Genomic DNA, 25,730 nt, shown 5'->3' with positions numbered 1-25,730 from the left:
TCCTTTACATGCGGAACACGCCGAAGCGCGTTGGCTTGGCGGGCCGGTTGAGGGTGGCAGACAGGCTCAGGGCAACCACTTCCCGGGTCTGGGCCGGGTCGATCACGCCGTCATCCCACAGGCGGGCGCTGGCGTAGTAGGGGTGGCCCTGGTGTTCGTAGGTTTCGGTAATGGGCTTCTTGAACTCGGCTTCTTCCTCCGCGCTCCAGCTCTGGCCTTTACGCTCGAGGCCTTCCCGGCGCACCTGCGCCAGCACGCCGGCTGCCTGTTCGCCGCCCATGACGGAGATCCGGGCATTCGGCCACATCCACAGGAAGTCCGGGCTGTAGGCGCGGCCACACATGCCGTAGTTGCCGGCGCCGTAGCTACCGCCAATCAGAACGGTAATCTTGGGCACGTTGGCACAGGCCACGGCCATCACCATCTTGGCGCCGTGTTTGGCGATGCCCTCAGCTTCGTACTTCTGGCCGACCATGAAGCCGGTGATGTTCTGCAGGAACAGAAGCGGTATGTTTCGCTGGCAGCACAGTTCAATAAAGTGCGCGCCTTTCTGGGCGGATTCGCTGAACAGGATGCCGTTGTTGGCGATGATGCCCACGGGGTAGCCGTGGATGTGGGCAAACCCGGTTACCAGGGTGGAGCCGTAGTAACGCTTGAATTCGTCGAATTCTGAGCCGTCTACGATGCGGGCGATGACGTCGCGCGCATCAAACTGCTTGCGCAGGTCGGTGCCGACGATGCCGTAGATTTCTTCCTGATCGTACAGCGGTGCGCGGGGCTTCTGGACCTCAACCGGTACTGGTTTGCGACGGTTCAGGTTGGCCACGCAGCGCCGGGCGATTGCCAGGCCGTGGGCATCATTCTCGGCGTAGTGGTCGGCCACGCCGGAGATTTTACAATGCACGTCTGCGCCCCCCAGGTCTTCCGCGCTGACCACTTCACCTGTGGCGGCTTTTACCAGCGGTGGGCCGGCCAGGAAGATGGTGCCCTGGTTACGGACGATGATGGATTCGTCGGCCATGGCGGGCACGTAGGCGCCCCCGGCGGTACACAGGCCCATGACGACGGCGATCTGGGGAATGTCGTCTGCGCTCATGCGGGCCTGGTTGTAGAAAATGCGGCCGAAGTGGTCGCGGTCGGGGAAGACTTCGTCCTGTTGGGGCAGGTTGGCGCCACCGGAATCCACCAGGTAGATGCAGGGCAGGCGGTTGGCCATGGCGATTTCCTGGGCCCGCAGGTGTTTTTTCACGGTTAGCGGGAAGTAGGTGCCGCCTTTGACGGTGGCGTCGTTGGCGATAATCATGCACTCGGTGCCGGAGACGCGGCCGATGCCGGCGATGACGCCAGCGGCGGGCACTTCTTCCTTATAGACGTTGTAGGCGGCGAACTGGCCGATTTCGAGGAAGGGTGAGCCTTCGTCGATGAGGGTGTTGATGCGCTCGCGGGGCAGGAGTTTGCCTCGGTCGGTGTGGCGCTTCTGGTAGTCGGGGCCGCCGCCCTGGTGGATCTTTTCGACTTTTTCCCGGAGGTCGGCGACGGCTTGTTGCATGGCCTGGTGGTTGGCCTGGAATTCGTCGGACCTTGGGTTGATTTTGCTTTGGAGCACGGTCATTGGTTCGTATCCCTCGGTTTGGGGGCGTCCGGGTCTGGCGGGGTGTGCTTTCCGGGAAATGCTACGAGCATTCCGCCAAGCCCTTGTCCAACCTCGTCAATTCATGTGTTGTTGCTGCGGGGCTGGAGGGGGAGCCTTCCGAAAACCGCTACAAGCACATCCATGTGCGCTTCTCTCCGGCCATCCATGGCCTCCGACATTTTCGGAAGGCTCCCCCTCCAGCCCCTTGTCGTACATTGGGAGCTGGAGTCCGCGCTTCGTTACTTGTTCAGGAACAGCTCGCGACCGATCAGCATCCGTCGGATTTCAGACGTTCCAGCGCCGATTTCGTAGAGTTTCGCGTCCCGCAGCAGGCGGCCGGTCGGGTATTCGTTGATGTAGCCGTTGCCGCCCAGCAGCTGGATGGCGTCCAGGGCCAGTTTGGTGGCCATTTCGGCGGAGTAGAGGATGGCGCCGGCGGCGTCTTTGCGGGTGGTTTCGCCGCGGTCGGCGGACTGGGCCACCATGTAGACGTAGGATTTCGCGGTGTTCATCCAGGTGTACATGTCGGCGACTTTGCCCTGTACCAGTTCGAATTCACCGATGGCCTGGCCGAATTGTTTGCGCTCGCGGATGTAGGGGACGACCACGTCCATAGCAGCCTGCATGATGCCCAGCGGGCCGCCGGAGAGGACGAGGCGTTCGTAGTCGAGGCCGCTCATGAGGACTTTGGCACCGTTGCCCACGCCGCCGAGGACGTTTTCTTTGGGAACTTTGCAGTCCTGGAACACCAGTTCACAGGTGTTGGAGCCGCGCATGCCGAGTTTGTCGAGTTTCTGGTGGCGACTGAAGCCCGGGTAGTCGCGCTCCACGATAAAGGCGGTGACGCCTTTGGAACCGCCTTTCGGGTCGGTCTTGGCGTAGATAACGTAAGTGTGTGCGTCCGGGCCGTTGGTGATCCACATCTTGTTGCCGTTGAGGACGTAGTGGTCGCCTTCGTCGCGGGCGTGGAGTTTCATGGAAATTACGTCGGAGCCGGCGTTGGGCTCGGACATGGCCAGGGCGCCGATGTGTTCACCGGTGACCAGCTTGGGCAGGTATTTCTGCTTTTGTTCTTCGGTGCCGTTGCGGTGAATCTGGTTCACGCACAGGTTGGAGTGGGCACCGTAAGAGAGGCCAACGGAGGCCGAGGCGCGGCTGATTTCTTCCATGGCGATGACGTGGGCCACATAGCCCATGTCGGAGCCGCCGTACTCTTCGCTGACGGTAATGCCCAGCAGGCCCATGTCGCCCAGTTTGCGCCACAGGTCCATGGGGAATTCGTTGTTTTTGTCGATTTCCTCGGCCCGCGGGGCGATTTCGGTGGCGGCGAAGTTATTCACCTGTTCCCGGAGCATGTCCAGGGTCTCGCCGAGGCCGAAATTGAGCTCTGAGTACTGTGATTTCATCGTTTGCTACCTTTTTGTTTTTAACGTCGGGTATCCGTTGGCTGCCAGGTTCTATTTGCTGACAGCGGTTTCTTTGGTGTTCGTCGTCAGGCCCTGCTCTTCCTTTTTCTTCTGCAGTTCGGTCAGGGCCTCGCGGCACCGTGCTTCGGCGGTGTCCATTTCCATCTCTGCCATGGCAATGTCTTCTTTCTGCTGTTCCAGCTGTTCCCGTCTTGCGCTGAGGATTTCCAGCATCTTCAGCAGCTGCTTTTCATTGCCGGTCAGCGTTTCGTCCCAGAGGTCGAACAGTTCTTTGGTTTCGGCCAGGGAAAAGCCCATGCGCTTGCCCCGGAGAATCAGCTTCAAGCGAACGCGGTCCTTGGTGCTGAAGATCCGGGTTTGCCCGCGCCGGGTGGGCTTGAGCAGCCCCTGGTCTTCATAGAACCGGATGCTCCGGGTGGTTACATCGAACTCCTGGGAAAGCTCGCTGATGCTGAAAGTTCGTTTTTCGCTCATGACGGATTTCCTTTTTTCACCAAGGTTAGTTAAAGTTTACGTAAACGTAAAGTGTTTTTGTGGTCCGAATGGATACCCGCGGATCAGACTTCGATCATTGTTAATAAGGAGTACCCGATGGAATTCCAGAATGTGCCGGCAATTGTAACAGGCGGTGCCTCCGGTCTGGGTGAGGGCGCTGCCCGTGCTCTGGCGGCGGCTGGCTGCAAGGTTGCGATTCTTGATGTGAACAAGGAGCAGGGCGAAAAGGTTGCGGCTGAGCTCGGCGGTATCTTCCTGCATTGCGATGTGACCTCGGCCGACAGTGCTGAGGCTGCTGTTACTGCTGCGCGAGAGGCTCACGGCCCCTGCGGTGTCGCCGTGAACTGCGCGGGTATTGCGCCGGCGGCCAAGATTCTGGGCCGGGAAGGTGTGATGCCGCTGGAAAGCTTTAGCAAGGTGGTCCAGGTTAATCTGATCGGCACCTTCAATATCTTGCGGCTGGCGGCTGCCGATATGGCGCAACGGGAACCGAACGGTGACGGCGAGCGCGGTGTCATCATCAATACCGCTTCGGTTGCTGCCTACGAAGGCCAGATTGGCCAGGCGGCTTACAGCGCATCCAAAGGCGGTGTGGTGTCCCTGACCCTGCAGGCGGCCCGCGAGCTGGCCCGTGAAGGGATTCGGGTGAATACCATTGCTCCTGGCCTGTTTATGACACCAATGCTGGCGGGTATGCCCCAGGAAGTGCAGGACAGCCTTGCAGCCACGTTGCCGTTCCCGAAACGCCTCGGTAAGCCGGAAGAGTTCGGGATGATGGTGGACCAGATGGTGCGCAACCCGATTCTGAATGGCGAAGTCATCCGGCTTGATTGTGCCCTGCGGATGGCGCCAAAGTGACATTGGAATAACCTGCCAAAAGCAGGTTTCTGTAATGGTGTTCGCCAAAAGCGAACCGGTAACCACAGGTGAGTGATATGACTAACCCTGTCGATCAGGAAGAACTGGCTCTTTTCCGGGAGTCTGTGATCAAGGCTCTGGAAACCGAAGTGGCCCCGCATTACGAGGCCTGGGAGAAAAGCGGCATTGTGCCACGGGAGCTTTGGAACACTCTGGGCGATGCAGGCATGCTGTGTGTCGATGTGCCGGAAGACTGCGGCGGCTGCGGTGCACCCTTCCAGTACTCGGTCGTGGTGGGTGAGGAGCTTGCCCGGCTGGGATTCGGTGCGCTTTCCACCAACGTGATGGTGCATTCCGACATTGTCGCGCCCTACCTCAGCCATATCGGCAATGAAGAGCAGAAACAGCAGTGGCTGCCGAAGATGGTATCAGGTGAGGCGGTAGGCGCCATCGCCATGACCGAGCCGGGCGCCGGCAGCGACTTGCAGGCCATGCGCACCAGCGCTGTGAAAGACGGCGACGACTACATCCTCAATGGCTCCAAGACCTTCATCACCAACGGCCAACACGCCGATATGGTGATCGTCGCCGCCAAAACCGATCCCAAAGCCGGAGCCAAAGGGATCAGCCTGTTTCTGGTCGATACGTCGTTGCCAGGATTCAGCAAAGGCCGGAACCTGGACAAGATTGGCCAGCACTCTGGCGATACCTCCGAGCTGTTTTTCTCCGACATGCGCATACCTGCCTCGGCGTTGCTGGGCGAGGAAGGACAGGGTTTCGTTTACCTGATGCGCGAATTGCCCCGTGAGCGACTGGTGATCGGAGCGCTGGGTGTGGCAGCGGCCCGGGGCTCGCTGGACATGACCATCCAGTATGCCCAGGAGCGTGAGCTGTTTGGCCAAAAGCTCAGTCAGTTGCAGAACACACGCTTCGAAATTGCCCGCATGGAAACGGATTACCGCATCAACAAAGCGTTTGTGGATCAGTGCATTCGGGAATACGAACAGGGCAAATTGGATGCCCCCACGGCGTCCATGGCCAAGTACAGCGCTACCGAGATGCAGTGTCGTGTTGCTGATGGCTGTTTGCAGCTGTTTGGCGGCTATGGCTACACCACGGAGTACCCGATTTCCAGGAACTTTATTGATGCCCGGGTGCAGCGGATTTATGGCGGCACCTCGGAAGTAATGAAGGAAATCATTGCCCGGTCGGTTTTAGGTCGCTAATCCCCTATCACTTTTTCGGACAGATATAGACGTTGACCGGGCGGGTGCGGGGAGGCCTTTCAGGAACCGTCAAAAGCCATGGATGGCTTTTGTCGAGCGTACAGGGATGTATTTACAGCGTGTTTCTGAAAGGCCTCCCCGCACCCGACCGCTCACCAAAAAATGAGGACAGTCACCATGAGCTCAAACGATATAGTAATAGCAGGCTCCGCCCGAACCCCCATGGGCGGAATGATGGGCTCCCTGAGCTCGGTACGTTCACCGGACCTGGGCGCCGTCGCCATTAAGGCAGCCATTGAACGCTCCGGCCTTCAGCCGGCAGACATCCAGGAAGTGATCATGGGCTGCGTACTGCCCGGGGGGCTGGGCCAGGCACCAGCCCGCCAGGCCTCGAGGGCCTCTGGCATCCCGGACAGCTCAGGTTGTACCACCATCAACAAAATGTGCGGCTCCGGCATGCAGGCCGTCATCATGGCCCACGACCAGATCAAAGCTGGCACCAACAACATCATGATCGCCGGCGGCATGGAAAACATGAGCCAGGCACCGTATCTGTTGCCGAAAGCCCGCGCCGGCATGCGCATGGGCCATGGCCAGGTACTCGACAGCATGTTCCTGGACGGTCTGGAAGATGCCTACGAAGGTGGGCTGATGGGAGTATTCGCGCAGCGCACGGCTGACAAATTCGACATCACCCGCCAGGCCATGGATGAATTCGCCATCGGCTCCCTGCAGAAATCCCTGGCGGCCATCGAAAACGGCTGGTTCCGGGACGAAATCGTACCGGTAACCGTTCCGGGCCGCGGCGGCGACACCGAAGTGGATACCGATGAACAACCGGGCAACGCCAAACCGGAGAAAATTCCACACCTCAAACCCGCGTTCGCTAAGGACGGTTCTGTCACCGCCGCCAACTCCAGCTCCATCAGTGATGGTGCTTCCGCGCTGGTACTGGCCTCCGCCGCCGAAGCCGATGCCCGGGGCCTGACCCCGCAGGCCCGCATCGTGGCGCATGCGACTCACGCCCGCTTACCGGCTGAATTCACACTCGCGCCCATCGGCTCCATCGAAAAGGTGCTGAAGAAAGCAGGCTGGAGTATGGATGATGTGGATCTGTTCGAGATCAACGAAGCCTTTGCCGTGGTCACCCTCGCGGCGATCAATGAGCTGAAGCTTCCTGCGGAGAAGGTCAACGTGCACGGCGGTGCCTGCGCGCTGGGGCATCCGATCGGCTCCTCCGGCTCCCGGATCATCGTCACCCTGATCAATGCGCTGAAACAGCGTGGGCTTAAGCGTGGTGTAGCCTCGCTCTGCATCGGTGGTGGTGAAGCCACGGCTGTGGCTATTGAGTTGATCTGATCGGCTGATATTCCCTGTAGCCTGTCAGCTCTGGGGCGGGCTTGCGGGATGGCCGGTGGATTTTTCTTGTAAAAAGAACTCGCTTCGCTCAGACACCTTTTTCCGGCGAAAAATACCCCATACCCCCGTACCTGCCCCTAGACGAGAAGGCTGGGAACCCAAGCCCCACTAAGGCAGATCTGTTACGGCCCCAGTAGATGCAGAGCTCACCACACGGGCATACTTGGCCAGCACGCCCCGGGTAAATCTGGGTTCTGGCGGCGTCCAGGCTTTGCGCCGTTTTTCCATTTCCGCGTCAGAGATTTCCAGCACAATCGAGTTGCTCACGGCATCAATGGTGATGGTGTCGCCGTCTTCCACCAGCGCAATTGGCCCGCCCACGGCGGCCTCTGGTGTGATATGGCCAACCACAAAACCATGACTGCCACCGGAGAAGCGGCCGTCGGTAATCAAGGCTACATCGCTGCCAAGACCTTTGCCCATAATCGCCGAGGTGGGGCTGAGCATTTCCCGCATGCCGGGCCCGCCCTTGGGGCCTTCGTATCGGATCACCAGCACGTCGCCGGCCACCACGGTGCCGTCCAGGATGCGTGCCTGGGCCTCCTCTTCCGAGTGAAAGACACGGGCGCGGCCGGAGAAATGGGTGCCTTCCTTGCCAGTGATTTTCGCCACCGAGCCTTCCGGAGCCAGGTTGCCGTAGAGAATGCGCAAATGGCTGTCGGCTTTGATCGGGTTGTCGAAGGCGTGGATGATCTGCTGGTCTTCGGGGTAGGGCACCACGGTCTCGAGGTTTTCTGCCAGGGTCTTGCCGGTCACCGTGAGGCAGTCCCCGTGCAGCAGCCCCCGGTCGAGCAGCATCTTCATTAGCGGTTGAATGCCGCCAATGGCCACCAGCTCGGACATCATGTAGAGGCCGGAGGGGCGAAGGTCTGCCAGGACCGGTACCTGTTTGCCGATGCGTACGAAATCGTCCAGTGACAGCTCCACTCCCACGGTACTGGCCATACCCAGAAGGTGAAGCACGGCGTTGGTGGAACCGCCCAGCGCGATCACCACGGTGATGGCGTTCTCGAACGCTTCCCGGGTCATGATGTCGGAGGGCTTGATATCGGCTTCCAGCAGTTTCAGCACCGCGGCGCCTGCGGCTTCGCAATCCGCCAGTTTGCTGTCGGAAACGGCGTTCTGGGCCGAGCTGCCTGGCAGGCTCATGCCCATGGCCTCAATGGCAGAGGCCATGGTGTTGGCGGTGTACATCCCGCCACAGGAGCCTGGGCCGGGAATCGCGGTTTCCTCGATCTGTTTGACTTCGATCAGCTTCATGTTACCGCGGGCATGGGCGCCCACCGCCTCAAACACAGAGATGATGTCGGTATGGTTTTCGCCGGGCATGATGGTGCCGCCGTAAACGAAGACCGAGGGCCGGTTCAGCCGGGCCAGGCCCATCATGCAGCCGGGCATATTCTTGTCGCAGCCACCGATGGCGACCAGTCCGTCGAAGCCCTCACAACCGGCCACGGTCTCAATGGAATCGGCAATCACCTCGCGCGACACCAGAGAATATTTCATGCCCTCGGTGCCGTTGGCGATGCCATCGGAGATGGTGATGGTGTTGAAGATCAGGCTCTTGCCCCCGGCTCCGTCGGCACCCTTGGCGGCCTCCCGGGCCAGGCCGTCAATGTGCATGTTGCAGGGCGTGAGGTTGCTCCAGGTGGAGGCAATGCCAATCTGAGGTTTTCGGAAATCCTCGTCGGTAAAACCAACCGCCCGGAGCATGGCCCGGCTGGCGGATTTATTGATACCGTCTACCACCGGTGCCGAGTGTCGGCGTCGTTTATCGGTTGTCATGCGTTATCCCTCTCCGTCGTTTCAAGCCGATCGCGACCGTGCCATGGTATCGGAGACCAGTTCAACTCCGGCAACGGTATGCAGTTTCTCCAGCTGAGATTGAAGCATAGCAACTGGCCGGGAACCCTCCAGCGTGAGGGCAATGTCGAGGGTATCGCCAGTTGATTCCATGGCCATCCTGGAAATCCGGAAGCCGCGTACCCGCACCACCCGGCACAGCCGCTCCAGAGCTGCCGCTTCCTGGTTCATGCGGCAATTCAGGGTATATCGTTGACTGGCGCTTTCATGATTCGGCTTCATGCTACCTGCTCCTTGCGGCTGTTGGTTTTACGGGGTTCGTCAATCATTTCCTTGTTGCTGGCGCCGGCTTTGACGATGGGCCAGACGTTCTCTTCACGACTGATGGCAACGTGCAGCAGCATCGGGCCGTTGTAAGCCAGAATGGTTTCGATGCCGCGGCGGATCTGGTCGGTCCGCTCAATGTGCAGGGCCGGGATATCGAACGCCCGGGCCATGGCGACAAAGTCCGGATTGTCGTCCAGATCGATCTGGCTCTCGCGGTTGTTGTAGAACAGTTCCTGTTGCTGACGAACCATGCCCAGGCACTGGTTGTCCAGAATGATCAGCTTCAACGGCAGGTTGTAGCGCCGTATGGTGGCCAGTTCCTGAGCGTTCATCATGAACGAACCATCACCGGTCACGTTGATGACGGTGCGCGTTCGGTCCGAGAACTGGGCGCCGATGGCCGCCGGAAGCCCGAAGCCCATGGTGCCCAGGCCTCCGCTGGTCAGGTGGTGGCGTGGATGGGCGAACTGGTAGTACTGGGCAACCCACATCTGATGCTGGCCAACATCGCAGGCGATGACAGTGTCGTCGCCGGTGATGCCGGAAAGCTGACGGATGAATGCGGGGCCGGTAATGGGGGCCAACGGTTCCTCGTTATCGGCGGCGCGAAAGCCTCCGGTGGTATGCCAGGTGCGGCATTGTTTCTGCCAGGCGTCGATAGCCAGTGGCTCAGCCGCAATGGCATCGGTCAATGCCGCCAGAATGGCGTTCAGGTCACCACGCAGAGACAGGTCTGCCGGCCGCAGTTTGTTGATCTCGGCGGCATCGGCGTCAATATGGATCATCCGGGCATTAGGCGCGAATCCGTCCAACTTGCCGGTGGCACGGTCATCCAGCCGGGCGCCGATGACGACCAGGAGGTCGCACTCGTCAACCGCCTTGTTGGCCGCCCGGGAACCGTGCATGCCGAGCATGCCCAGATCATTCGGGTTGTTTCGGCCGGCGTTGCCTATGCCTTTGAGGGTAACCACGCCCGGCAGCCCCGAGACTTCGGCAAAGGTACGAAAACGGTCTTCGGCTCCGGCCAGAGACACACCGCCACCACTGTAGAGCAGGGGCCGCCTGGCTGATTTCAGCATGGCCAGGGCCGGGCCGATCTCCGGGCAATCCGCTGGCGGTGCCTCCGTGCAGGCCGGGGCTGGAGCCTCAATCTCGGACAACAGAATGTCTTTGGGAATATCAATCCACACCGGCCCGGGGCGGCCAGCCTGGGCGAGGTCGATGGCTTCCTCCAGAATGCCCGGCAAGTCTTCGGGGTCGTCCACCAGGTAGCTGTGTTTGACGATGCCCAGGGTCATGCCAAGGATGTCGGTTTCCTGAAAGGCGTCGGTACCAATCAATCCGGAGGGGACCTGCCCGGTGATCACCAGCAGGGGGATGGAATCCATGTAGGCATTGGCAACGCCAGTGATCAGGTTGGTGGCGCCGGGGCCGGAGGTGGCAATACAAACCCCCAGTTGGCCACTGGCCCTGGCATAACCGTCTGCCGCCAGGGCGCAGGCCTGCTCGTGGCGGCACAGCACATGCTCCATTCCCACGTCATCCACCAGCGCGTCATACAGGGGCATGATGCAGCCACCCGGATACCCGAAAACCGTGCTGATGTTATGGCGGTGGAACGCTGCAAGAATGTGCTGTGAGCCGTTCATGGTCGTTTTTCCCTTTTTCTTTGCCGCAAAAAAGAAACCCCCGGGACCTTGCGGTGCCGGGGGTTTCTGGTGTCGTTGTCAGGTTGTCGCTATCTCACCCGCTTGTCCACGCAAAAGCCCCCGGACGGTACCACGACCACCAGGACTAGCTTCACAAGGGCCATAACTGCGTTGAGATTCATGGAATCGACAATCTGCTCTGAATAGAGTTGAACAATGTGTGTAGAATCTAACCCACGTTTTCAGGCGGATGCAAGGGCTTATTTCCGGAAATTCAACCGGTGCCGGTTTTTCCGCTTTCTCAAACCGAATCTGTTCACGGCGAGTGGTGCATGACAAGAGCAAAATGGAGCTCCCTGGGATTATCCCTTCTGGTCATCGTGTTATTGGTTATCTGGATGGCAACGGGTGAGGTAAAAGTTGCCAGTGATGAGGCGCCGGAGGAGCCGGCCTCCGAACAGGTAGCCATAACTCGGGTAGAGGTAACACCGGTCAGCGCCCGGACTTATCAGCCAGCCCTGAAACTTCAGGGCCAGCTGGAGCCCTGGCAGTCGGTTCAGGTCAGTGCCCGGGTGGACGGCACCGTTGAGCAACTGAACGTTCAGCTGGGGCAACAGGTGAAAGCGGGTACGGTGCTTGCGACCTTGTCGACGGATGGTCGGGATACGGTGGTACAGCGCTGGCAGGCCAGTATTCGCAAGTTGGAAGCGGATCTGGCCGCCGCCCGGAAGCTGCGTTCCAGCAATCTGGCCGCGGAAACCGAAATCCTGCGCCTCCAGAGTGAGCTTGCAGCCGCCAGAGCCGAGCTGGCTGCGGCCGAGCTTGCCCTGAACCACCTCAAACCGATGGCGCCTTTTGATGCCATTGTGAATCGCCGCGAAGTGGACGAGGGCAGCCTGGTACAGGTGGGAACCCCTCTGTTTGAACTGGTACAGATAGACCGCCTGAAAGCCACCGGGCAGATCCCCCAACAATCGGCGGCGCTGGTTCAACCGGGGCAGGCAGTCGATATACAACTGCTGGATGGCTCCCAGCTGGCCGGCGTTGTCAGTTTTGTGGCCAGCGCTGCCAATTCGGACACCCGAAGTTTTGCGGTGGAAGTGGTGGTGGAGAATCCGGAATTGAAGCGGGCCGCGGGCGGCTCCGCCAGCCTGAGCATTCAACTGCCGGAGCAACAGGCCACATTCATATCGCCTGCCTACCTGGGGCTGGATGACGATGGTCGCCCCGGCGTGAAGTTTGTCGATGCTGATAACCGGGTGGTGTTCGAAACCGTACGACTGCTGAGCGTTTCCACCGACGGTGCCTGGGTTGCCGGATTGCCGCCGGAGATCCGCCTGATTACCCGAGGGGGTGGGTTTGTCTCGCCGGGTGAACAGGTGCGCCCTGTCGACACCTCAGACCAGCGGGGCTGACCGCCATGCGAGCATTGATTGCCGCGGCCATGGACCGAAGCCGCACCACGCTGTTGTTGTTCCTGTTCCTGCTGTTGGGCGGTATGGCGGCCTACCAGGCGATTCCCAAGGAATCCAATCCAGACGTCACCATCCCGATGATCTATGTCTCGATGACGCTTGAAGGCATCAGCCCGGAAGACGCTGAGCGCCTGCTGGTCCGGCCCATGGAGCAGGAGCTGCGCTCGCTGGAAGGCATCAAGGAAATGCGGGGTACCGCCTCAGAAGGCCATGCCTCGGTAATGCTTGAATTCGACGCCGGTTTCGATCCGGACAAGGCGCTGCAGGATGTCCGGGAGAAGGTGGATACCGCCCGCAGCAAGCTACCCCAGGAAGCCGACGAACCCCGGGTCAATGAAATCAACGTATCGCTGTTTCCGGTGTTGTCGGTAGGCTTGTCCGGTCCGCTGTCGGAACGCGAGCTGATCACCATTGCGCGCCGACTTCAGGATGCCATCGAAGCCATTCCCGAAGTGCTGGAGGTGGAAATTGGTGGCGACAGGGAGGATCTGCTGGAGATCGTGGTGGATCCCCAGGTGCTGGAAAGCTACGGCATCGATTTTGATCAGTTGGCCTCCCTGGTTACCCGGAACAACCAGCTGGTGGCTGCCGGCTCACTCGACACGGGTAATGGTCGGATGGCGCTGAAAGTGCCGGGAGTAATCGAAACCATCGAAGATGTGATGTCGATGCCTGTTAAGGTAGACGGCGACACTGTGGTTACCTTCGGTGATGTGGCCATGCTGCAGCGCACCTTCAAAGACCCGACCGGCTTCGCCCGCATCAACGGGGAGCCCGCCTTGGTACTGGAAGTTTCCAAGCGCTCGGGCGCCAACATTATTGAAACCATTGAGCAGATTCGCACCCTGATTGATGAGGCCCGGCCCCGGTTGCCGGAGACCCTCGATATCCGCTTCATCATGGATCAGTCTGAGGAAGTGCGCGATATCCTCTCGGATCTGCTCAACAACGTGCTGACTGCCATTGTGCTTGTGATCATCGTGGTGATTGCGGCCATGGGGCCCCGCTCTGCGGTGCTGGTGGGGCTCACCATTCCCGGGGCGTTTCTGACCGGCATCCTGGTGATCTGGAGTATGGGCCTGACGCTCAATATCGTGGTGCTGTTCAGCCTGATCCTCGTGGCGGGCATGCTGGTGGATGGCGCCATTGTGGTGTCAGAGCTGGCAGACCGGAATTTGTCGGACGGGCAGCCGGTCAAAGCCGCCTGGGTGGAAGCAGCCTCGCGCATGGCCTGGCCGGTTATTGCCTCCACTGCGACGACGCTTGCGGTCTTCGTGCCGCTGCTGTTCTGGCCCGGAGTGGTGGGCGAATTCATGAAATACCTGCCGATGACCGTGTTGATCTGCCTGATTGCTTCGCTGGCCATGGCGCTGGTTTTTCTCCCGGTTTTGGGTGGCGTGAGCGGAGGTCGCCGGCACCACCAGGATGCCAGTGAAGGGCGTTTCATGCGGGGCTACCGACAGGTGCTGGCCGCTCTTCTGCAGCGCCCGGGCCTGACCTTGCTCGGCACCCTGATGGTGATTGTTGTGATCTACGCCGCCTATGGGCGCTTTAACCACGGTGTCGAGTTTTTCCCGAGTGTCGAGCCGGATTCGGCCCAGGTTCAGGTGCGGGCTCGTGGCGATCTTTCGGTGTGGGAACGGGATGCCATTGTGCGTGAAGTGGAGTCTCGGCTGCAGAATATGCCGGAGGTAAAGGCCCTGTATGCGCGCTCCATGGTGACCACCAGCTCCCAGATGGCTCCGGATGTGATCGGCGTTCTGCAGTTCCAGTTCACGGACTGGTACACCCGCCGCACTGCCACGGATATTCTGGAAGACTTTCGGGAACGTACGGCAGATATCGCCGGTATTGAACTGGAGTTCCGCAAGCAGGAGGGCGGCCCGGCTGAAGGCAAGCCCATCGAGCTGCAGGTCAGCAGTATGGACAGCACACAGCTGGATGGCTATGTCGACAGCATTGAGAACCGCATGCGCGAACTCGGTGGTTTTGTCGATATTGAAGACGACCGGAGCTTGCCCGGGATCGAGTGGCGCCTGAATGTGGATCGTGAGGCGGCCGCTCGATTCGGTACCGATGTGTTGAGCATCGGCAGTGCGGTTCGGCTGGTAACCAATGGCCTGGTGCTGGCCACCTACCGGCCGGAAGATGTTCGCGATGAGGTGGACATTGCGGTGCGGGTGCCCAACAACTGGCGGGAGCTGGATCACCTGGAGCGCCAGACACTGAACACCCCTCGCGGTCAGGTGCCGCTGTCGGAATTCGTGGACCTGGAGCCAGGCGACAAGACCGGCTCAATCGTGCGGGTTGATGGCCAGCGCACGATCACCATCAAATCGGATATTGCGCCGGGCAGGCGAATGGACGAGCTGCTGCGGACCCTGCAGGCTGAGATGCCTGAGCCACCGGAAGGGGTGAGCGTGCGCTTTGCCGGCGAAAACGAGGATCAGCAGCAGGCCGCCAACTTCCTGACCTCCGCTTTTCTGGTTGCGGTTGGCCTGATGTTGCTGATTCTGGTGACCCAGTTCAATTCTCTTTACCAGACCCTTCTGATCCTGTCGGCGATTGTATTGTCCACCGCCGGAGTGCTGCTGGGCTTGCTGTTTTCCGGTCAGTCTTTCGGCGTGGTGATGGTGGGCATGGGCATTATTGCGCTGGCGGGTATTGTGGTGAACAACAACATCATCCTGATCGATACCTTCAACCAGATGAAGCGGGAGGGCAAAGCCGCCTACGAGGCCGCCCTGGAGACCGGATGTCTGCGTTTCCGGCCGGTGTTGCTGACGGCCATCACCACGATTCTTGGTCTGATGCCCATGGTGTTGGGGGTGAATGTGAACCTGCTGGAGCCATCATTGGGCCTGGGGGCTCCATCCACTCAATGGTGGACCCAGCTGTCCAGTGCCATCGCCGGTGGCCTTGCCTTTGCGACTCTGCTGACACTGCTGCTGACGCCCGCACTGCTGGTTCTGGGAGAACGCACCGGCCAGCGGGTCAGGGCGCTGGCCGGGCGCATTGCGCGGCGCGATCAGTAGCGGATTCGTTGGGCCAGGTCTTTGGCTTTGCTGGCCATGGCTTCAAGTTCCGGAACCGTGCGCAGGTTATCCTCGGCAGCGCTGTGCATGGCTTCGGAAATTTCAGCGACTTCGGTAACGTTGCGATTGATGTCTTCGCTCACACTGGTCTGCTCCTCGGCGGCCGTGGCCACCTGGGTGGTGGCATCATTCACGCTGACCATCCGCCGGGTAATGTCCTCCAGGGTTTTGCGAACGGCATCCACCGATTCACTGCTTTCCCGGGCCACCACTTCTGACGCCTGCATATATTCTGTGGCATCCCGGGAGCCGCCCTGAATGCTGGCAATAATCTCATCAATCTCGACCGTGGCCTCCTGGGTTTTCGCAGCCAGGTTGCGCACTTCATCGGCCACCACCGCAAAGCCTCGGCCGGCTTCGCCGGCCCGAGCAGCCTCGATGGCTGCGTTCAGCGCCAGCAGGTTGGTCTGATCGGCAATCTCGCGAATGACTCGCATCACATCACCCACGCGCTGACCGCTCCTGGCCAGTTCCGCCACTGTGGTGGCCGAGCTCCGGATCTGATCTGTCAGGCGATTCATGCTGTTGACGGCATCGTTGATCTGTTCGTCGGCATGGCGGGTCTGGTTCGTGGTCTCATCGACCTGGCTGGCTACTGAGGCCGCGTGCTGAGCAACATCCTGAGCGGTGGCGGACATCTCGTTCATGGCGGTTGCGATCTGGTCGATACGCTGATGAGCCCGATCAGACTGGGACGACACGGCATCGGCGTTGGTCCGGATCATGGCGCCGGTGTCTGCCAGTTGTTCGGCGTTGTGTTTCATCATTTCGCCGGTTTCCTGCAGGAACCGGTGCAAGGCGCGGGCGGTGTCTGCCAGCTTGCCCAACTCATCCGGGCGCTTCAGAGTGACCGGACCGGTCAGATCGCCTTTGCCGATGCGATCCAGCTTGCCGATCAGTTCCTGGGTTGGTCGAACCACAGAGCGAACCAGCACGCTCAAGCACGCCAGTGTGCCGAGAATAATGGCTGCCAGTAGAAATCCTCCCATCAGCCAGGTGGTGCTGGTGGCTTCGTCACGAAGCTCGGCGGAATGAGCCACGGCGGTGTCCCGGATTCTGGCGGATGCCTCTTCAATCAGTTTGGATGGTTCCCGGTCTATGCCGGAAACGGCCTGATCGCCTGCGGTGTGGTCGTAACCCGAGGAGACAAAATCGCGGAACCCTCTGCGATAGGCTTCGCCCATACGCTGGTGAGCGGTTCGGAACTGCATCATCAGGGATTGTGCCTGGTTGTCATTCAGTTCAGGAATCAATGCGCCCAGTTGTTGCTGGATATCCGCTTCCACCGCCTGGAAACGCTGCCAGTATTTTTCACGCTGGCCGGTATCGGCGCCCCGGATCAGCACGTTTTTCCATTCCTGAACCTGGGTTTTGAAGTCGCTGAGAATGTCCTGGGCCTGAAGTGCCTGGACCATTTCCTCGCTCACCAGATGATCATACTCATTCTGGGTGGCCAGAGAACGGTTAAAGTAGATGCCTGCAACAACGGCAATCACGAGGTTGGACACCACAATAATGGTAAGGATCCGGTTAAGGATACTTTTGAAGTACCAGTTCATGGGTGGGGTTCCTGTTTTAATCCGGGGGGTGGGGGTAAGATAACGCTTCATTGGAAGCCGGCCGGCTTTCCTGATCTGTTTATCGGCTGCCATTTTACATGCTGAACCCTCTCACTGAAATTTATCGGGACGACTGGCTGCTGGCCGTGCACAAGCCAGCCGGATTGCTGGTGCATCGCAGTCCCATCGACAAGCACGAAACCGAGTTTGCCCTGCAGTATGCCCGGGCCATGAATGGCGGTGAGCATGTATACCCGGTGCACCGGCTGGATCGTCCCACCTCGGGCGTTTTGTTGTTTGCCCGGGATCCGGAGACGGCGCGTACGCTTGGTCTGGCGATGATGGCCGGGGCCGTGAGCAAAACCTATCTGGCGATGGTCAGGGGCTGGGCACCGGAGCAGGGGGTGGTCGACCACCCGCTCCGGGATGAGCCGGAAGACCGACGTCTCAAAGGTCAGGAGCAGCCGGTTCGTGAGGCGCTCACCCGGTATCGCCGGCTGGCGACGACCGAATTGCCGGTGGCGATTGAGCGTTACCCCACGAGTCGATACAGCCTGGTGGAACTGAAGCCCGAAACCGGCCGGAAACATCAGCTTCGCCGGCATATGAAACACATCAACCACCCGATCATTGGCGATGCCAACCACGGTCGGGGCAGGCACAACCGGTATTTCGCCGAGCGTTTCGGTCAGGGGCGCTTGATGCTGGCAGCGACGGAGTTGCGGCTGAGACATCCGGTAACCGATGAGCCTCTGTGTCTGAAGGCCCACCCGGAGAGCAGTTTTGCGCAGGTGCTGGCTATTTTTGACGGGAACGACCTCCCTCTGCTGCAATAGCGGAGCGTTTCCGAACGGGCCAACTTGTGTAGCTTTTTATGTCAATTTGCGACAAATAGTACCCTCGGCAGACGCTTCGCTCACCTTGGTGCATACTCCTTTGTAAGCTTATAACCAATAAGAAAGGCGCATGACGCCAGAGACTCATATGCCAAGGCTCTTTGTCTTATTCAGTCTGCTGTGTTGCTTGTTGGCACCGTCTCTTTCGAGTGCCGAATCGGTGGAGTGGGGCCAGTTCTCCAAGCGACTGGAGCTCTCCCGTTTCGTCGACTACTGGAAGGAAGAGGGCGCCCGGTCGATCGAAGACGTTCGTGGTTTGCCGGCCCAGGCCTGGACCGGGAACGGGAGCGACAGCGTCAGTCTCGGCTATGGCGACGACATCTACTGGTTCCGCGTTGAGCTGACCAATACCCTGAAATCGGAAGCCAGTAATTTTCTGGAGATCGGTTACCCTGTCCTGGACCATATTGAGATCTACCGTGAGGTCAGGGGGAAGCTGCTTGAACCGCTGATCCTTGGGGATAAGCGTCCTTTCTACGATCGGCCGATCCACCATCGCAATTTCATTGTCCCGTTGGTGCTGCCCCCGGAATCGTCCACAACGGTTTATCTTCGGGTGGACACCACCAGCTCTATGCAGGTGCCCATGACGCTCTGGGAGCAGGATGCCTTCTACGCGGCTGAACAGGCTCGTAGCCTGTTTGAGGGGATCTATTACGGCATCGTCCTGGTGATGATGCTTTACAACCTTTTCGTCTTCATGGCTGTGGGAGAGCGCAGTTTTCTCTACTACGTGGGCTATATTGCAGCGATGCCGCTTTTCCTGGCGTCACTGCACGGTGTGGCGTTCCAGTACCTCTGGCCTGAGGCGACCTGGTGGAACGACCAATCCATTATTGTGTTCCTGAATCTGGTGGTGCTGTTCGGGGGGGCCTTCAGTATTCGCTTCATCAGTGTGACAAGAAAAAACCACCCGTGGCTGAACCGGTGGACGATGGCGATGATCATGACGGCCGGCCTGCTTGCTCTGGCGGGCCTTCTTATTCCCTACAGGCTGATGATTCTTCCGACGATTATGGTTGCCTTTGTAGGATGCTCCACCATGCTTATGCTGAGTGTGGTGCGCTGGCTGAAGCGTGACCCAGCTGCCCGGTATTACACGGTAGCCTGGGTTTTTATGCTGTTCGGGGGCATCGTATTGGCGCTGAGTAAATTTACCATGCTGCCCAGGAACCTGCTGACTGAGAATGCCACTCAGGTTGGCTCGGCCCTTGGCGTGATTCTGTTATCGCTTGCGCTGGCCGACAGGCTGAACCGGGAGAAGAAGAAGTCGTTTGCGGCCCAGCAGAAGTTATTGCGTGAGGAACGCAAAGCTCGACTGGCCCAGGAAAAATCGTTGCGTGTTCAGCAAGAGGCTAATGCCCTGTTGGAAGAGAGGGTGCAGGAGCGGACCCGCGACCTGGAATCCCTGAACGAACAACTACTGGAACTGAGTGCGACGGATCCCCTTACCGGACTCAAAAACCGGGGGCACTTTGACAAAAAGTTTCAGGCTGACGTGGTCCATGCCTATCGGTTTGAGGAGACACTGTCGCTTCTGGTGGTAGATATTGATCACTTCAAGAGCTTTAACGATACCTACGGACATCTCGTTGGCGATGATTGTCTGAAAATGGTCGCCGACTGCATCAAACGTCACGTCACCCGGCCGCAGGATCTGGCCGCGCGATACGGCGGCGAGGAGTTTGTTGTCCTGTTGCCAGACACTCCGGAAGCGGGCGCCGTTCGGGTCGCCGAGAGAATCCGCGAGGAGATTCAGAAAACAGCTTTCCGGGTCTCCGATCAGGTACTTCATCTGACCGTCAGTATCGGTGTTTGCAGCTGCGCGCCCGCCCGGGCGGACGCCACCAAAGCGTTGTTTGCCTGCGCCGATGGCGCGCTTTACCAGGCCAAGGCGGAGGGCCGCAACCGGGTAATTGCAAATACCCAGGCCGGGCAGGACCAGGCAGTCTGTCAGGCCTGATTTGACCGGGCTGCCTGGCTTAGAGTGGGCCAGGGGTGGTTGGCTTCCAGCGCGTAGGCAATTTCAAGTAGCGTTCGCTCATCGCCATGCCGACCCATAAACTGCACCGAAATGGGCAGGTGCTGGCTGCTTTCCCCCATAGGCAAGGCGATAGCCGGAGCACCTGTGGCGTTGGCCAGCGGCGTAAAACTCACATAGCGGGTCAGCCGTTCGAACAGGGTATCGAAAGGTACGCCGGGGTTCAGATGGCCCAGTGGCGGTGTGGTATGTCCCAGGACGGGGGTCAGCACCGCGTCATAATCATTCATGTGCCTCTGATAGTCGTGCCAGGAGCGTTTCAGCCGCCAGATGACAGCGGGCAGGCGCCAGAACTGGCGGCGGAACATTTTGTCGAGGCCATTGGTCAGGCCGTCCACTCGGGATTTGTCGAAATCCGGGTGATAGAGCTTCTTACCGCGGGCTTTTACACCGAACGCGAGCATCCCCCAGTAAAGCGCAAAGTCATCCGGAAATGAGCTGGCGACCGGCACATCCATGGGCTCGATAATGTGCCCCAGCTTTTCCAGGTAGCGGGCCGTCTGCTCCACGGTTAGCCGGGTTTCCGGGTCGGTGGGGTGGCCGTTGATGGAGTCCAGCACCAGGCCAATGCGCAATTGTCGGCCAGAGGGGCCCTGCACATGCCCGATGGCGGGTAGTTTCCGGTTCTTGAACCAGGACTCGGCGTACGCCAGGAAGCCGGCGGTATCGCGCACTGAACGCGTGACGACGCCATCACTGATGATGTTGACGGGTAAATCCCGGGCGGCATCGTTATCCACTACTCGGCCTCGTGTAGGTTTCAGGCCTACCAACCCGCAACAGGCAGCCGGTATGCGGATAGAGCCGCCACCGTCATTGGCGTGGGCGATGGGCACCACGCCGGCTGCGACCAGGGCGGCAGCACCGCCGGATGAAGCACCACAGGAATAGTCCAGGTTCCATGGGTTGCGTGTCGGGTCTCCCTGGGCGGGCTCAGTTGAGGCGTTAAAACCGAATTCCGGCAGTGTGGACTTGCCCAGGCAAATATAGCCCTGGGACAGCATCTGTTCGGCAAAAGGGCTGGTTCTTTTGGCCACCCGGGGCGTGACCGCCTGTGACCCGTGCCCGGTGGGCAAACCCTCAACGTCTGTGTTGTCCTTGATATAAGTAGGTACACCGGCAAAGGGGCCAGTCTGGGCGTCCGGTCGCTGGCTCTGTGTCAGCGCTGGCTGATAACGTTCAGCCACTACACCATTGATCACCGGCGCCGCCAGCTGTGCCCGCTCTATCGCCGCCGCCGTCACTTCCTGCGCCGAAACCTCGCCTGAACGAATCCGTTCAGCAAGTGCAGTAGCGTCGTTGTCGGCCATCGCGTCGTTGCGGAAACAATGGAAGCGGGTACTGGGTGGCTGATTCATGGCGGCTCCTGAAAGCAAAAACAGAGGCTTACTAACATAACTCAGGCTTAAACGTGACGTTATGTCATTTCAGGTATGGCGTCACAAAATGGGTGCAAAATATGGCAGCAAAGGATTGATCGGTGTCTCTTTCAATGCAGCCTCAAGCACAGTAAGCTGTTTGCCAACCTACTGAACCAGAATGAATAATGGATCTGATCGAGCCAGCTGTCCGGGTTTTTCTCGGCGTTTTTTTCCTGATGATTGGTCTGCAGTTTGCAGCCCGTACGCTCGGCCTGTATTCACGATTAGGCTTCTCTCACATCAACTATGGCAGGGCCGGTACGGCTACCTGGTGGCATCGCCACACCTTTAACCTGTTCCGGGCTGCGATTCTGCTGGTTTGCCTGGCCAGGATCTGGGTTGATCTGGACGCCTGGCTGGGCGTTTTCCCCCTGCTGTACCACTGGCCGGTGTTACTGGCCGGGGCTGTGCTTCTGCTGGTTTCCTACACCGCCGTGAACTATCTGCAGGCCTACATGCATGAGGACTGGCGTTCCGGCATTGATGACCAGCATGGCAGTGGGCACCTTCTGACCGATGGACCTTTTGGTCGCAGCCGGAACCCGCTGTTTCTGGCGGTGATGACGGGGCAGTTGGGGTTCTTTCTGGCGTTGCCCAGCGTGTTTTCGCTGGTGTGCCTGGTGACTGGCGTGCTGGTGATCATGCGCCAGGCCAGGGAGGAAGAGAAAGCCCTGGCCAGGCGTTTTGATGAACAGTACGAGGCCTATTGCAAACGGGTGCCCCGCTGGTTCTGACTGTCGGGTTCAGGATGCTTTGTTCCGCGCTTCCTTGATCACGTCGTAAGCGTGGCTGATTTCACGGGTTCGTTCTTCCGCCATTTCCCGCATACTTTCCGGCAAGCCGCGTCCGGCGAGTTTGTCCGGGTGGTTTTCACTCATCAGTTTGCGGTAAGCGCGCTTGATCTCGGCGTCTGAGGCCTCTGGCGAGACGCCAAGAACCTTGTAGGCATCATCGATCTGCTGGCTGCTGGAATAATTGCGGGTACCGCCCGCTTGGCCGGCATGGGCACCACGCAGCATAGCTTCGAGCTGGTCGACCTGACTTTCCGGCAGCCCCAGCCCACGGGCGATACGAACCAGCATTTCGTGCTCGGCCGGATGTACCTGCCCGTCTGCGGCAACCGCAGACACCTGTACCTGCAGAAACATCTGCAACAGCACCGGCTGGCGGCCGGACGCCCGCATGAAGCGCTGGAGTTCGGCATCCAGGTCGAAGTCCGATGCTTTACCCCGGTTGAACGCTTCCTTGGCCATGGCTTTCTGGGATTCGTTCAGGCGAAAGCGAACGAACATGGCCTCTGCCATCTGGATTTCATCCCGTGAGACCACGCCATCGGCCTTGCACAGGGCGCCCATCACCGCGAACACGGATTCAATGAAACCGGCCTGCAGCCCCTGAAGCTTGCCCAGCAGTCGGCTTTTCATGCGCTGGAACAGGAACGCACCAATGGCTGCGCCAACCAGAAAGCCGGGGAATCGACCAAAGACATAACCGATCAGACCGCCAAAAATGATTGCGAACAGCATTCTCTATCCTTCGTTGAGTAAACAGTCCTGAGAATATACGTGTTTTTGGTCAGGGCTTCATGAACAGGCTTTCATCCACGGCATCAATCTGCTCGGCCTTCAGGTGCTGGGCACCGTAGCGCCGATAGGTTCCGGAGCGCACGAAGAGCAGGAATACGTCCCGGTCTATATGGCCCTGTCTGGTCATGTTATCCATGATGTTCAGCGCTTCAGACAGTGTCTTGCCCTGCTTGTAAGGGCGATCCACGGCGGTCAGCGCCTCGAAGATGTCAGCTACGGCCATGATTTTCTCGGGAATGCTCATATCCTCACCGCTCAGGCCGAAGGGGTAGCCCTTGCCGTCCACACGCTCGTGGTGGGTGCCGGCCAGCCGGGGCACACGGGCCAGACGGTCTGGCAGGGGCAGGGCATCCAGCATGCAGATGGTCTGCACGATGTGTTCGTTGATACGGAAGCGCTCTTCTTCCGTCAGGGTGCCGTACTGGATGGTCAGATTGTGGAGTTCTCCCCGGTTATCGGCATACTCAGGCAGCTTCATGTCAAAGCCCCAGAGATTGCGCGGGTCGTCCCGCTGGACCGGAGGCACCCGGTCGCCCCAGGTGCGAATATGCCAGGGTTTGTCTGCCAGCAGTGGCTCGGTGGCGGGCAGTGCCGCTTCCGGAGAATCCGCCAGGGCTTGCTGCTCATCCCCGGAGAGGCCCAGCCGGTCACTGAAATGGCGTTGCCAGGTCTGGGCTCCGATCTGGCGAATGCGCGCTACATCCTCGTCCGACATGGACTCACTGCCCACATTGGCGTTTGCCAGGAAGCCAAAGTCAGCCTGCAGTTTTGCCTGGGCCTCATCTCTGTAACGGGCAGCCTGGGTCGGGTCTTCTCCATTCAGGCAGGCTTGAAGGTAACGGACCTCGGCATCCCGGTGCAGGATTTCAAAGCGGGCCCGGATTTCGTGGATGCGGTTGTAGATGGTTTCCAGCTTTACGGCTTTGTCGACCACATATTCCGGGCTGGTGATCTTGCCGCAGTCGTGCAACCAGGCCGCCAGGTGAAATTCGTAACGTTCGTCTTCGTTCATGCGGAAATGGGCAAAAGGCCCTTCCGATGCCTGCTCTGCCACCTCCGTGATCATCTGGGCGAGCTTGGGGACCCGCTCGCAATGACCGCCGGTGTAGGGCGACTTGGCATCAATGGCGCTGGCCACCAGGCGGATAAACCCATCGAGCAGGGCCTGCTGGCTTTCGATCAGTTCACGGGTTTCGATGGCAACTGCGGCGGAGCCGGCAATTTCATCCACGAAAACAATCAGGTCATCACTGAGGTGGGTGTGGTCGCCCACTTCCATTTCGATGATCAATGCACCAATGAGTTTCTTGCGTCGATTACGCAGGATGGCAAACACCGGGTGGCCGGATATGTGGTTTCTTAGCTGGCGAATGATCTCGTTATCGTCTGCCGCCTGGTTGATGGCTGGCAGGCTGGCGGGCAGTTCAAGTCCGCGGTTAACAGCCAGGTCGAGCTTATGTTCATGGCTGCTGTACAGGTAAATCGCGCCCCTTTCCTGGCTGACGATGGCGATGATCTGGTCAAGAATGTCGCGTAACAACTGGTTCAGGTCCTGGCCCCGGTTGAGCACCGTGGCGATGTTCTGGAAGCTTCGGATGGTGCGGGCCATGTCATCCAGGGCAATGCTGAGCTCCGAGGCTTCCCGGATATGCGACTCCGAACGGATTGGCGTGTCAAAGCGGAAGCGGGAGAGGCTGCTGACCCGGTCGGTCAGGCGTTCAAGGGGTTTGCCCACCTGGCGCCCCATAAACCAGCCAAGTATCAACAGCAGAAGCGCTATGGCGCCGGCGATCGCGGTCTGGCGGGCAAGGGCGGCCCAGACATCGGCCAGCAGTTCATCCGAGGGAATGGCGACAACCACGGAGAGTGCTTCATCGGGCAGGGTTCCAAGTCGCTCGGCCATGCCATACCAGTCACGGCCCTGCTGCTGAAAGCGGCGGATTTCCCGGTTGGTGCCAGGCTCAAGCACCTGGCGGATCACGGCATCGGGCTCGGTGTTACCGTCGGCGTCTGCAAGCAGTTCCCCGGAGGCGCTGACAATGGCCAGCCGGCTGCCTGGGGTCTGTTTCAGCTCCGCCAGTTGCGAGCCCAGGTCGGTCACGGTGACATCAACACCCAGCACGGTACCCGGGATACTGGCGGCCCTCTGAGACAGGGTCAGCCCGGTTTCCTGGGTGGTGAAAAACACATAGGGCGCTGATAGCTGCAGTGAATCTCCGGCCCTGGCTGCCTGATACCAGGGGCGCTGGCGGGGATCATAGTCGTAATCCGGCAGCGAGCGGCGTTCGAGCAGTTCCAGGTCGCTGTTATAGAATTGCCAGATGCCCTTGCGCAGGTTGCCCTGGTATTCCAGGCTTTGCAGCAGATAGCGACTGGTTGCGGGGGCGTCCGGAAACTGGAGTGAGCCCGAACTGCGAATCTTACGGAACAGGAAAAAATCGCCATTGTCATAGCCTGCGTATACCGCACTGACAATATCGCTGCTGGTGAGCACATCGGCAATCACCGGCAGGCGTTGCCGTCGTTGCTCAAGGGTGGAACTCCGGGTGAGTGGGTCGTGCCGCAACAAGGCCAGCGCCGTAGCCGGCGGTTGGGTAATGGCATTGATACGATCGTCCACGCTGAGAGCCAGCTGTCGGGCAGTGGCGGCGGCAGCGGTGACCTTGGCCTGTTCCATGCCCCGATAACTCTGGGCCACCAGTGTTATGGCCAGTATCAGCATTCCCAGGGTGATGGCAGACGCAATCAGGAATGCCAGTGATACCCGGGCGGTCTGTTTGTTGTGTGGCAGTTTTGTCTGTCTCACAGCGTCGGGATCCA

At 59.6% G+C, this 25,730-nt stretch carries 18 protein-coding genes; 8 read left to right on the top strand and 10 right to left on the bottom strand.

Going from position 1 to position 25,730, the window contains the following annotated elements:
* Nucleotides 1–4 precede the first annotated feature (4 nt).
* From JIF53_RS16550 to JIF53_RS16540, 3 genes are all read right to left on the bottom strand, one after another.
* Nucleotides 5–1,612 carry a carboxyl transferase domain-containing protein gene (locus JIF53_RS16550; RefSeq protein WP_022990981.1) on the bottom strand — a complete coding sequence of 536 codons (1,608 nt, stop codon included), beginning with the start codon at nt 1,610–1,612 and terminating at the stop codon, nt 5–7.
* A gap of 260 nt (nt 1,613–1,872) precedes the next feature.
* On the bottom strand, nt 1,873–3,039 hold the full coding sequence (locus JIF53_RS16545; protein WP_014420930.1) for an isovaleryl-CoA dehydrogenase: 1,167 nt from the start codon (nt 3,037–3,039) through the stop codon (nt 1,873–1,875).
* A gap of 51 nt (nt 3,040–3,090) precedes the next feature.
* Nucleotides 3,091–3,534, bottom strand: coding sequence for a MerR family transcriptional regulator (locus tag JIF53_RS16540; protein ID WP_011785591.1), 444 nt, complete (start codon nt 3,532–3,534; stop codon nt 3,091–3,093).
* 117 nt (nt 3,535–3,651) lie between these two features.
* Here JIF53_RS16540 and JIF53_RS16535 point away from each other — a divergent pair, with 117 nt between their 5' ends.
* The 3 genes from JIF53_RS16535 (at nt 3,652) to JIF53_RS16525 (ending at nt 6,998) form a co-directional block, all read left to right on the top strand.
* Nucleotides 3,652–4,413, top strand: a complete 762-nt coding sequence (locus JIF53_RS16535; RefSeq protein ID WP_121206981.1) for a 3-hydroxyacyl-CoA dehydrogenase — start codon at nt 3,652–3,654, stop codon at nt 4,411–4,413.
* A gap of 77 nt (nt 4,414–4,490) precedes the next feature.
* A complete protein-coding gene (locus JIF53_RS16530) occupies nt 4,491–5,639 on the top strand; it encodes an acyl-CoA dehydrogenase family protein (RefSeq protein ID WP_199453401.1) in 1,149 nt (382 codons plus the stop codon).
* Nucleotides 5,640–5,816: 177 nt separating this feature from the next.
* The gene (locus tag JIF53_RS16525; protein ID WP_199453399.1) at nt 5,817–6,998 is read left to right on the top strand and encodes an acetyl-CoA C-acyltransferase; all 1,182 of its coding nucleotides are present in this window, start codon (nt 5,817–5,819) and stop codon (nt 6,996–6,998) included.
* Between the two features lie 168 nt (nt 6,999–7,166).
* Here JIF53_RS16525 and ilvD read toward each other — a convergent pair whose 3' ends face one another.
* Genes ilvD through ilvG form a run of 3 tightly spaced genes read right to left on the bottom strand, consistent with a single transcriptional unit; the run spans nt 7,167 to nt 10,837 of the window.
* A complete protein-coding gene (ilvD, locus tag JIF53_RS16520; protein WP_199453397.1) occupies nt 7,167–8,843 on the bottom strand; it encodes a dihydroxy-acid dehydratase in 1,677 nt (558 codons plus the stop codon).
* Between the two features lie 21 nt (nt 8,844–8,864).
* The gene (locus JIF53_RS16515; protein ID WP_011785586.1) at nt 8,865–9,143 is read right to left on the bottom strand and encodes an ACT domain-containing protein; all 279 of its coding nucleotides are present in this window, start codon (nt 9,141–9,143) and stop codon (nt 8,865–8,867) included.
* Nucleotides 9,140–10,837 (bottom strand): acetolactate synthase 2 catalytic subunit, encoded by a 1,698-nt coding sequence (gene ilvG, locus JIF53_RS16510; RefSeq protein WP_199453395.1) that lies wholly within the window; start codon nt 10,835–10,837, stop codon nt 9,140–9,142. The genes JIF53_RS16515 and ilvG overlap by 4 nt, the downstream gene beginning before the upstream one ends.
* Nucleotides 10,838–11,169: 332 nt before the next feature.
* On the opposite strand from ilvG, the gene JIF53_RS16505 reads away from it, so the two are divergent.
* Both JIF53_RS16505 and JIF53_RS16500 read left to right on the top strand, forming a co-directional pair.
* Nucleotides 11,170–12,252 (top strand): efflux RND transporter periplasmic adaptor subunit, encoded by a 1,083-nt coding sequence (locus JIF53_RS16505; protein ID WP_199453393.1) that lies wholly within the window; start codon nt 11,170–11,172, stop codon nt 12,250–12,252.
* A 5-nt stretch (nt 12,253–12,257) separates the two neighbouring features.
* Nucleotides 12,258–15,347, top strand: coding sequence for an efflux RND transporter permease subunit (locus JIF53_RS16500; protein WP_199453392.1), 3,090 nt, complete (start codon nt 12,258–12,260; stop codon nt 15,345–15,347).
* Here the strand turns inward: JIF53_RS16500 and JIF53_RS16495 are convergent.
* Entirely contained in the window at nt 15,341–16,966 is a 1,626-nt protein-coding gene (locus tag JIF53_RS16495; RefSeq protein WP_199453390.1) for a methyl-accepting chemotaxis protein, read from the bottom strand. The two genes, JIF53_RS16500 and JIF53_RS16495, sit on opposite strands and share 7 nt — an antisense overlap.
* A 98-nt stretch (nt 16,967–17,064) precedes the next feature.
* Here JIF53_RS16495 and JIF53_RS16490 point away from each other — a divergent pair, with 98 nt between their 5' ends.
* Nucleotides 17,065–17,802: a pseudouridine synthase gene (locus JIF53_RS16490; protein WP_199453388.1), complete on the top strand. Its 738-nt coding sequence runs from the start codon at nt 17,065–17,067 to the stop codon at nt 17,800–17,802.
* 190 nt (nt 17,803–17,992) lie between these two features.
* On the top strand, nt 17,993–19,825 hold the full coding sequence (locus JIF53_RS16485) for a diguanylate cyclase (RefSeq protein WP_228285591.1): 1,833 nt from the start codon (nt 17,993–17,995) through the stop codon (nt 19,823–19,825).
* Here the strand turns inward: JIF53_RS16485 and JIF53_RS16480 are convergent.
* Entirely contained in the window at nt 19,816–21,261 is a 1,446-nt protein-coding gene (locus JIF53_RS16480) for an amidase (RefSeq protein WP_199453384.1), read from the bottom strand. The two genes, JIF53_RS16485 and JIF53_RS16480, sit on opposite strands and share 10 nt — an antisense overlap.
* A 188-nt stretch (nt 21,262–21,449) precedes the next feature.
* Between JIF53_RS16480 and JIF53_RS16475 the strand changes: the two genes are divergently transcribed.
* Nucleotides 21,450–22,058 carry a methyltransferase family protein gene (locus JIF53_RS16475; RefSeq protein ID WP_023009343.1) on the top strand — a complete coding sequence of 203 codons (609 nt, stop codon included), beginning with the start codon at nt 21,450–21,452 and terminating at the stop codon, nt 22,056–22,058.
* Between the two features lie 9 nt (nt 22,059–22,067).
* Here the strand turns inward: JIF53_RS16475 and djlA are convergent, their stop codons facing one another.
* Both djlA and JIF53_RS16465 read right to left on the bottom strand, forming a co-directional pair.
* Nucleotides 22,068–22,850, bottom strand: a complete 783-nt coding sequence (gene djlA, locus JIF53_RS16470; protein ID WP_199453382.1) for a co-chaperone DjlA — start codon at nt 22,848–22,850, stop codon at nt 22,068–22,070.
* A 49-nt stretch (nt 22,851–22,899) separates the two neighbouring features.
* Complete coding sequence (locus tag JIF53_RS16465) at nt 22,900–25,716, bottom strand: HD domain-containing phosphohydrolase (RefSeq protein WP_199453380.1); 2,817 nt, start codon at nt 25,714–25,716, stop codon at nt 22,900–22,902.
* Between the last annotated feature and the right edge of the window lie 14 nt (nt 25,717–25,730).

Source organism: Marinobacter sp. bablab_jr008, from assembly GCF_016464145.1.
Taxonomy (GTDB): Bacteria; Pseudomonadota; Gammaproteobacteria; order Pseudomonadales; family Oleiphilaceae; genus Marinobacter; species Marinobacter nauticus.
Note: the sequence above shows the minus strand (reverse complement) of the source record. Positions and strands in the feature narration are given on the sequence as shown.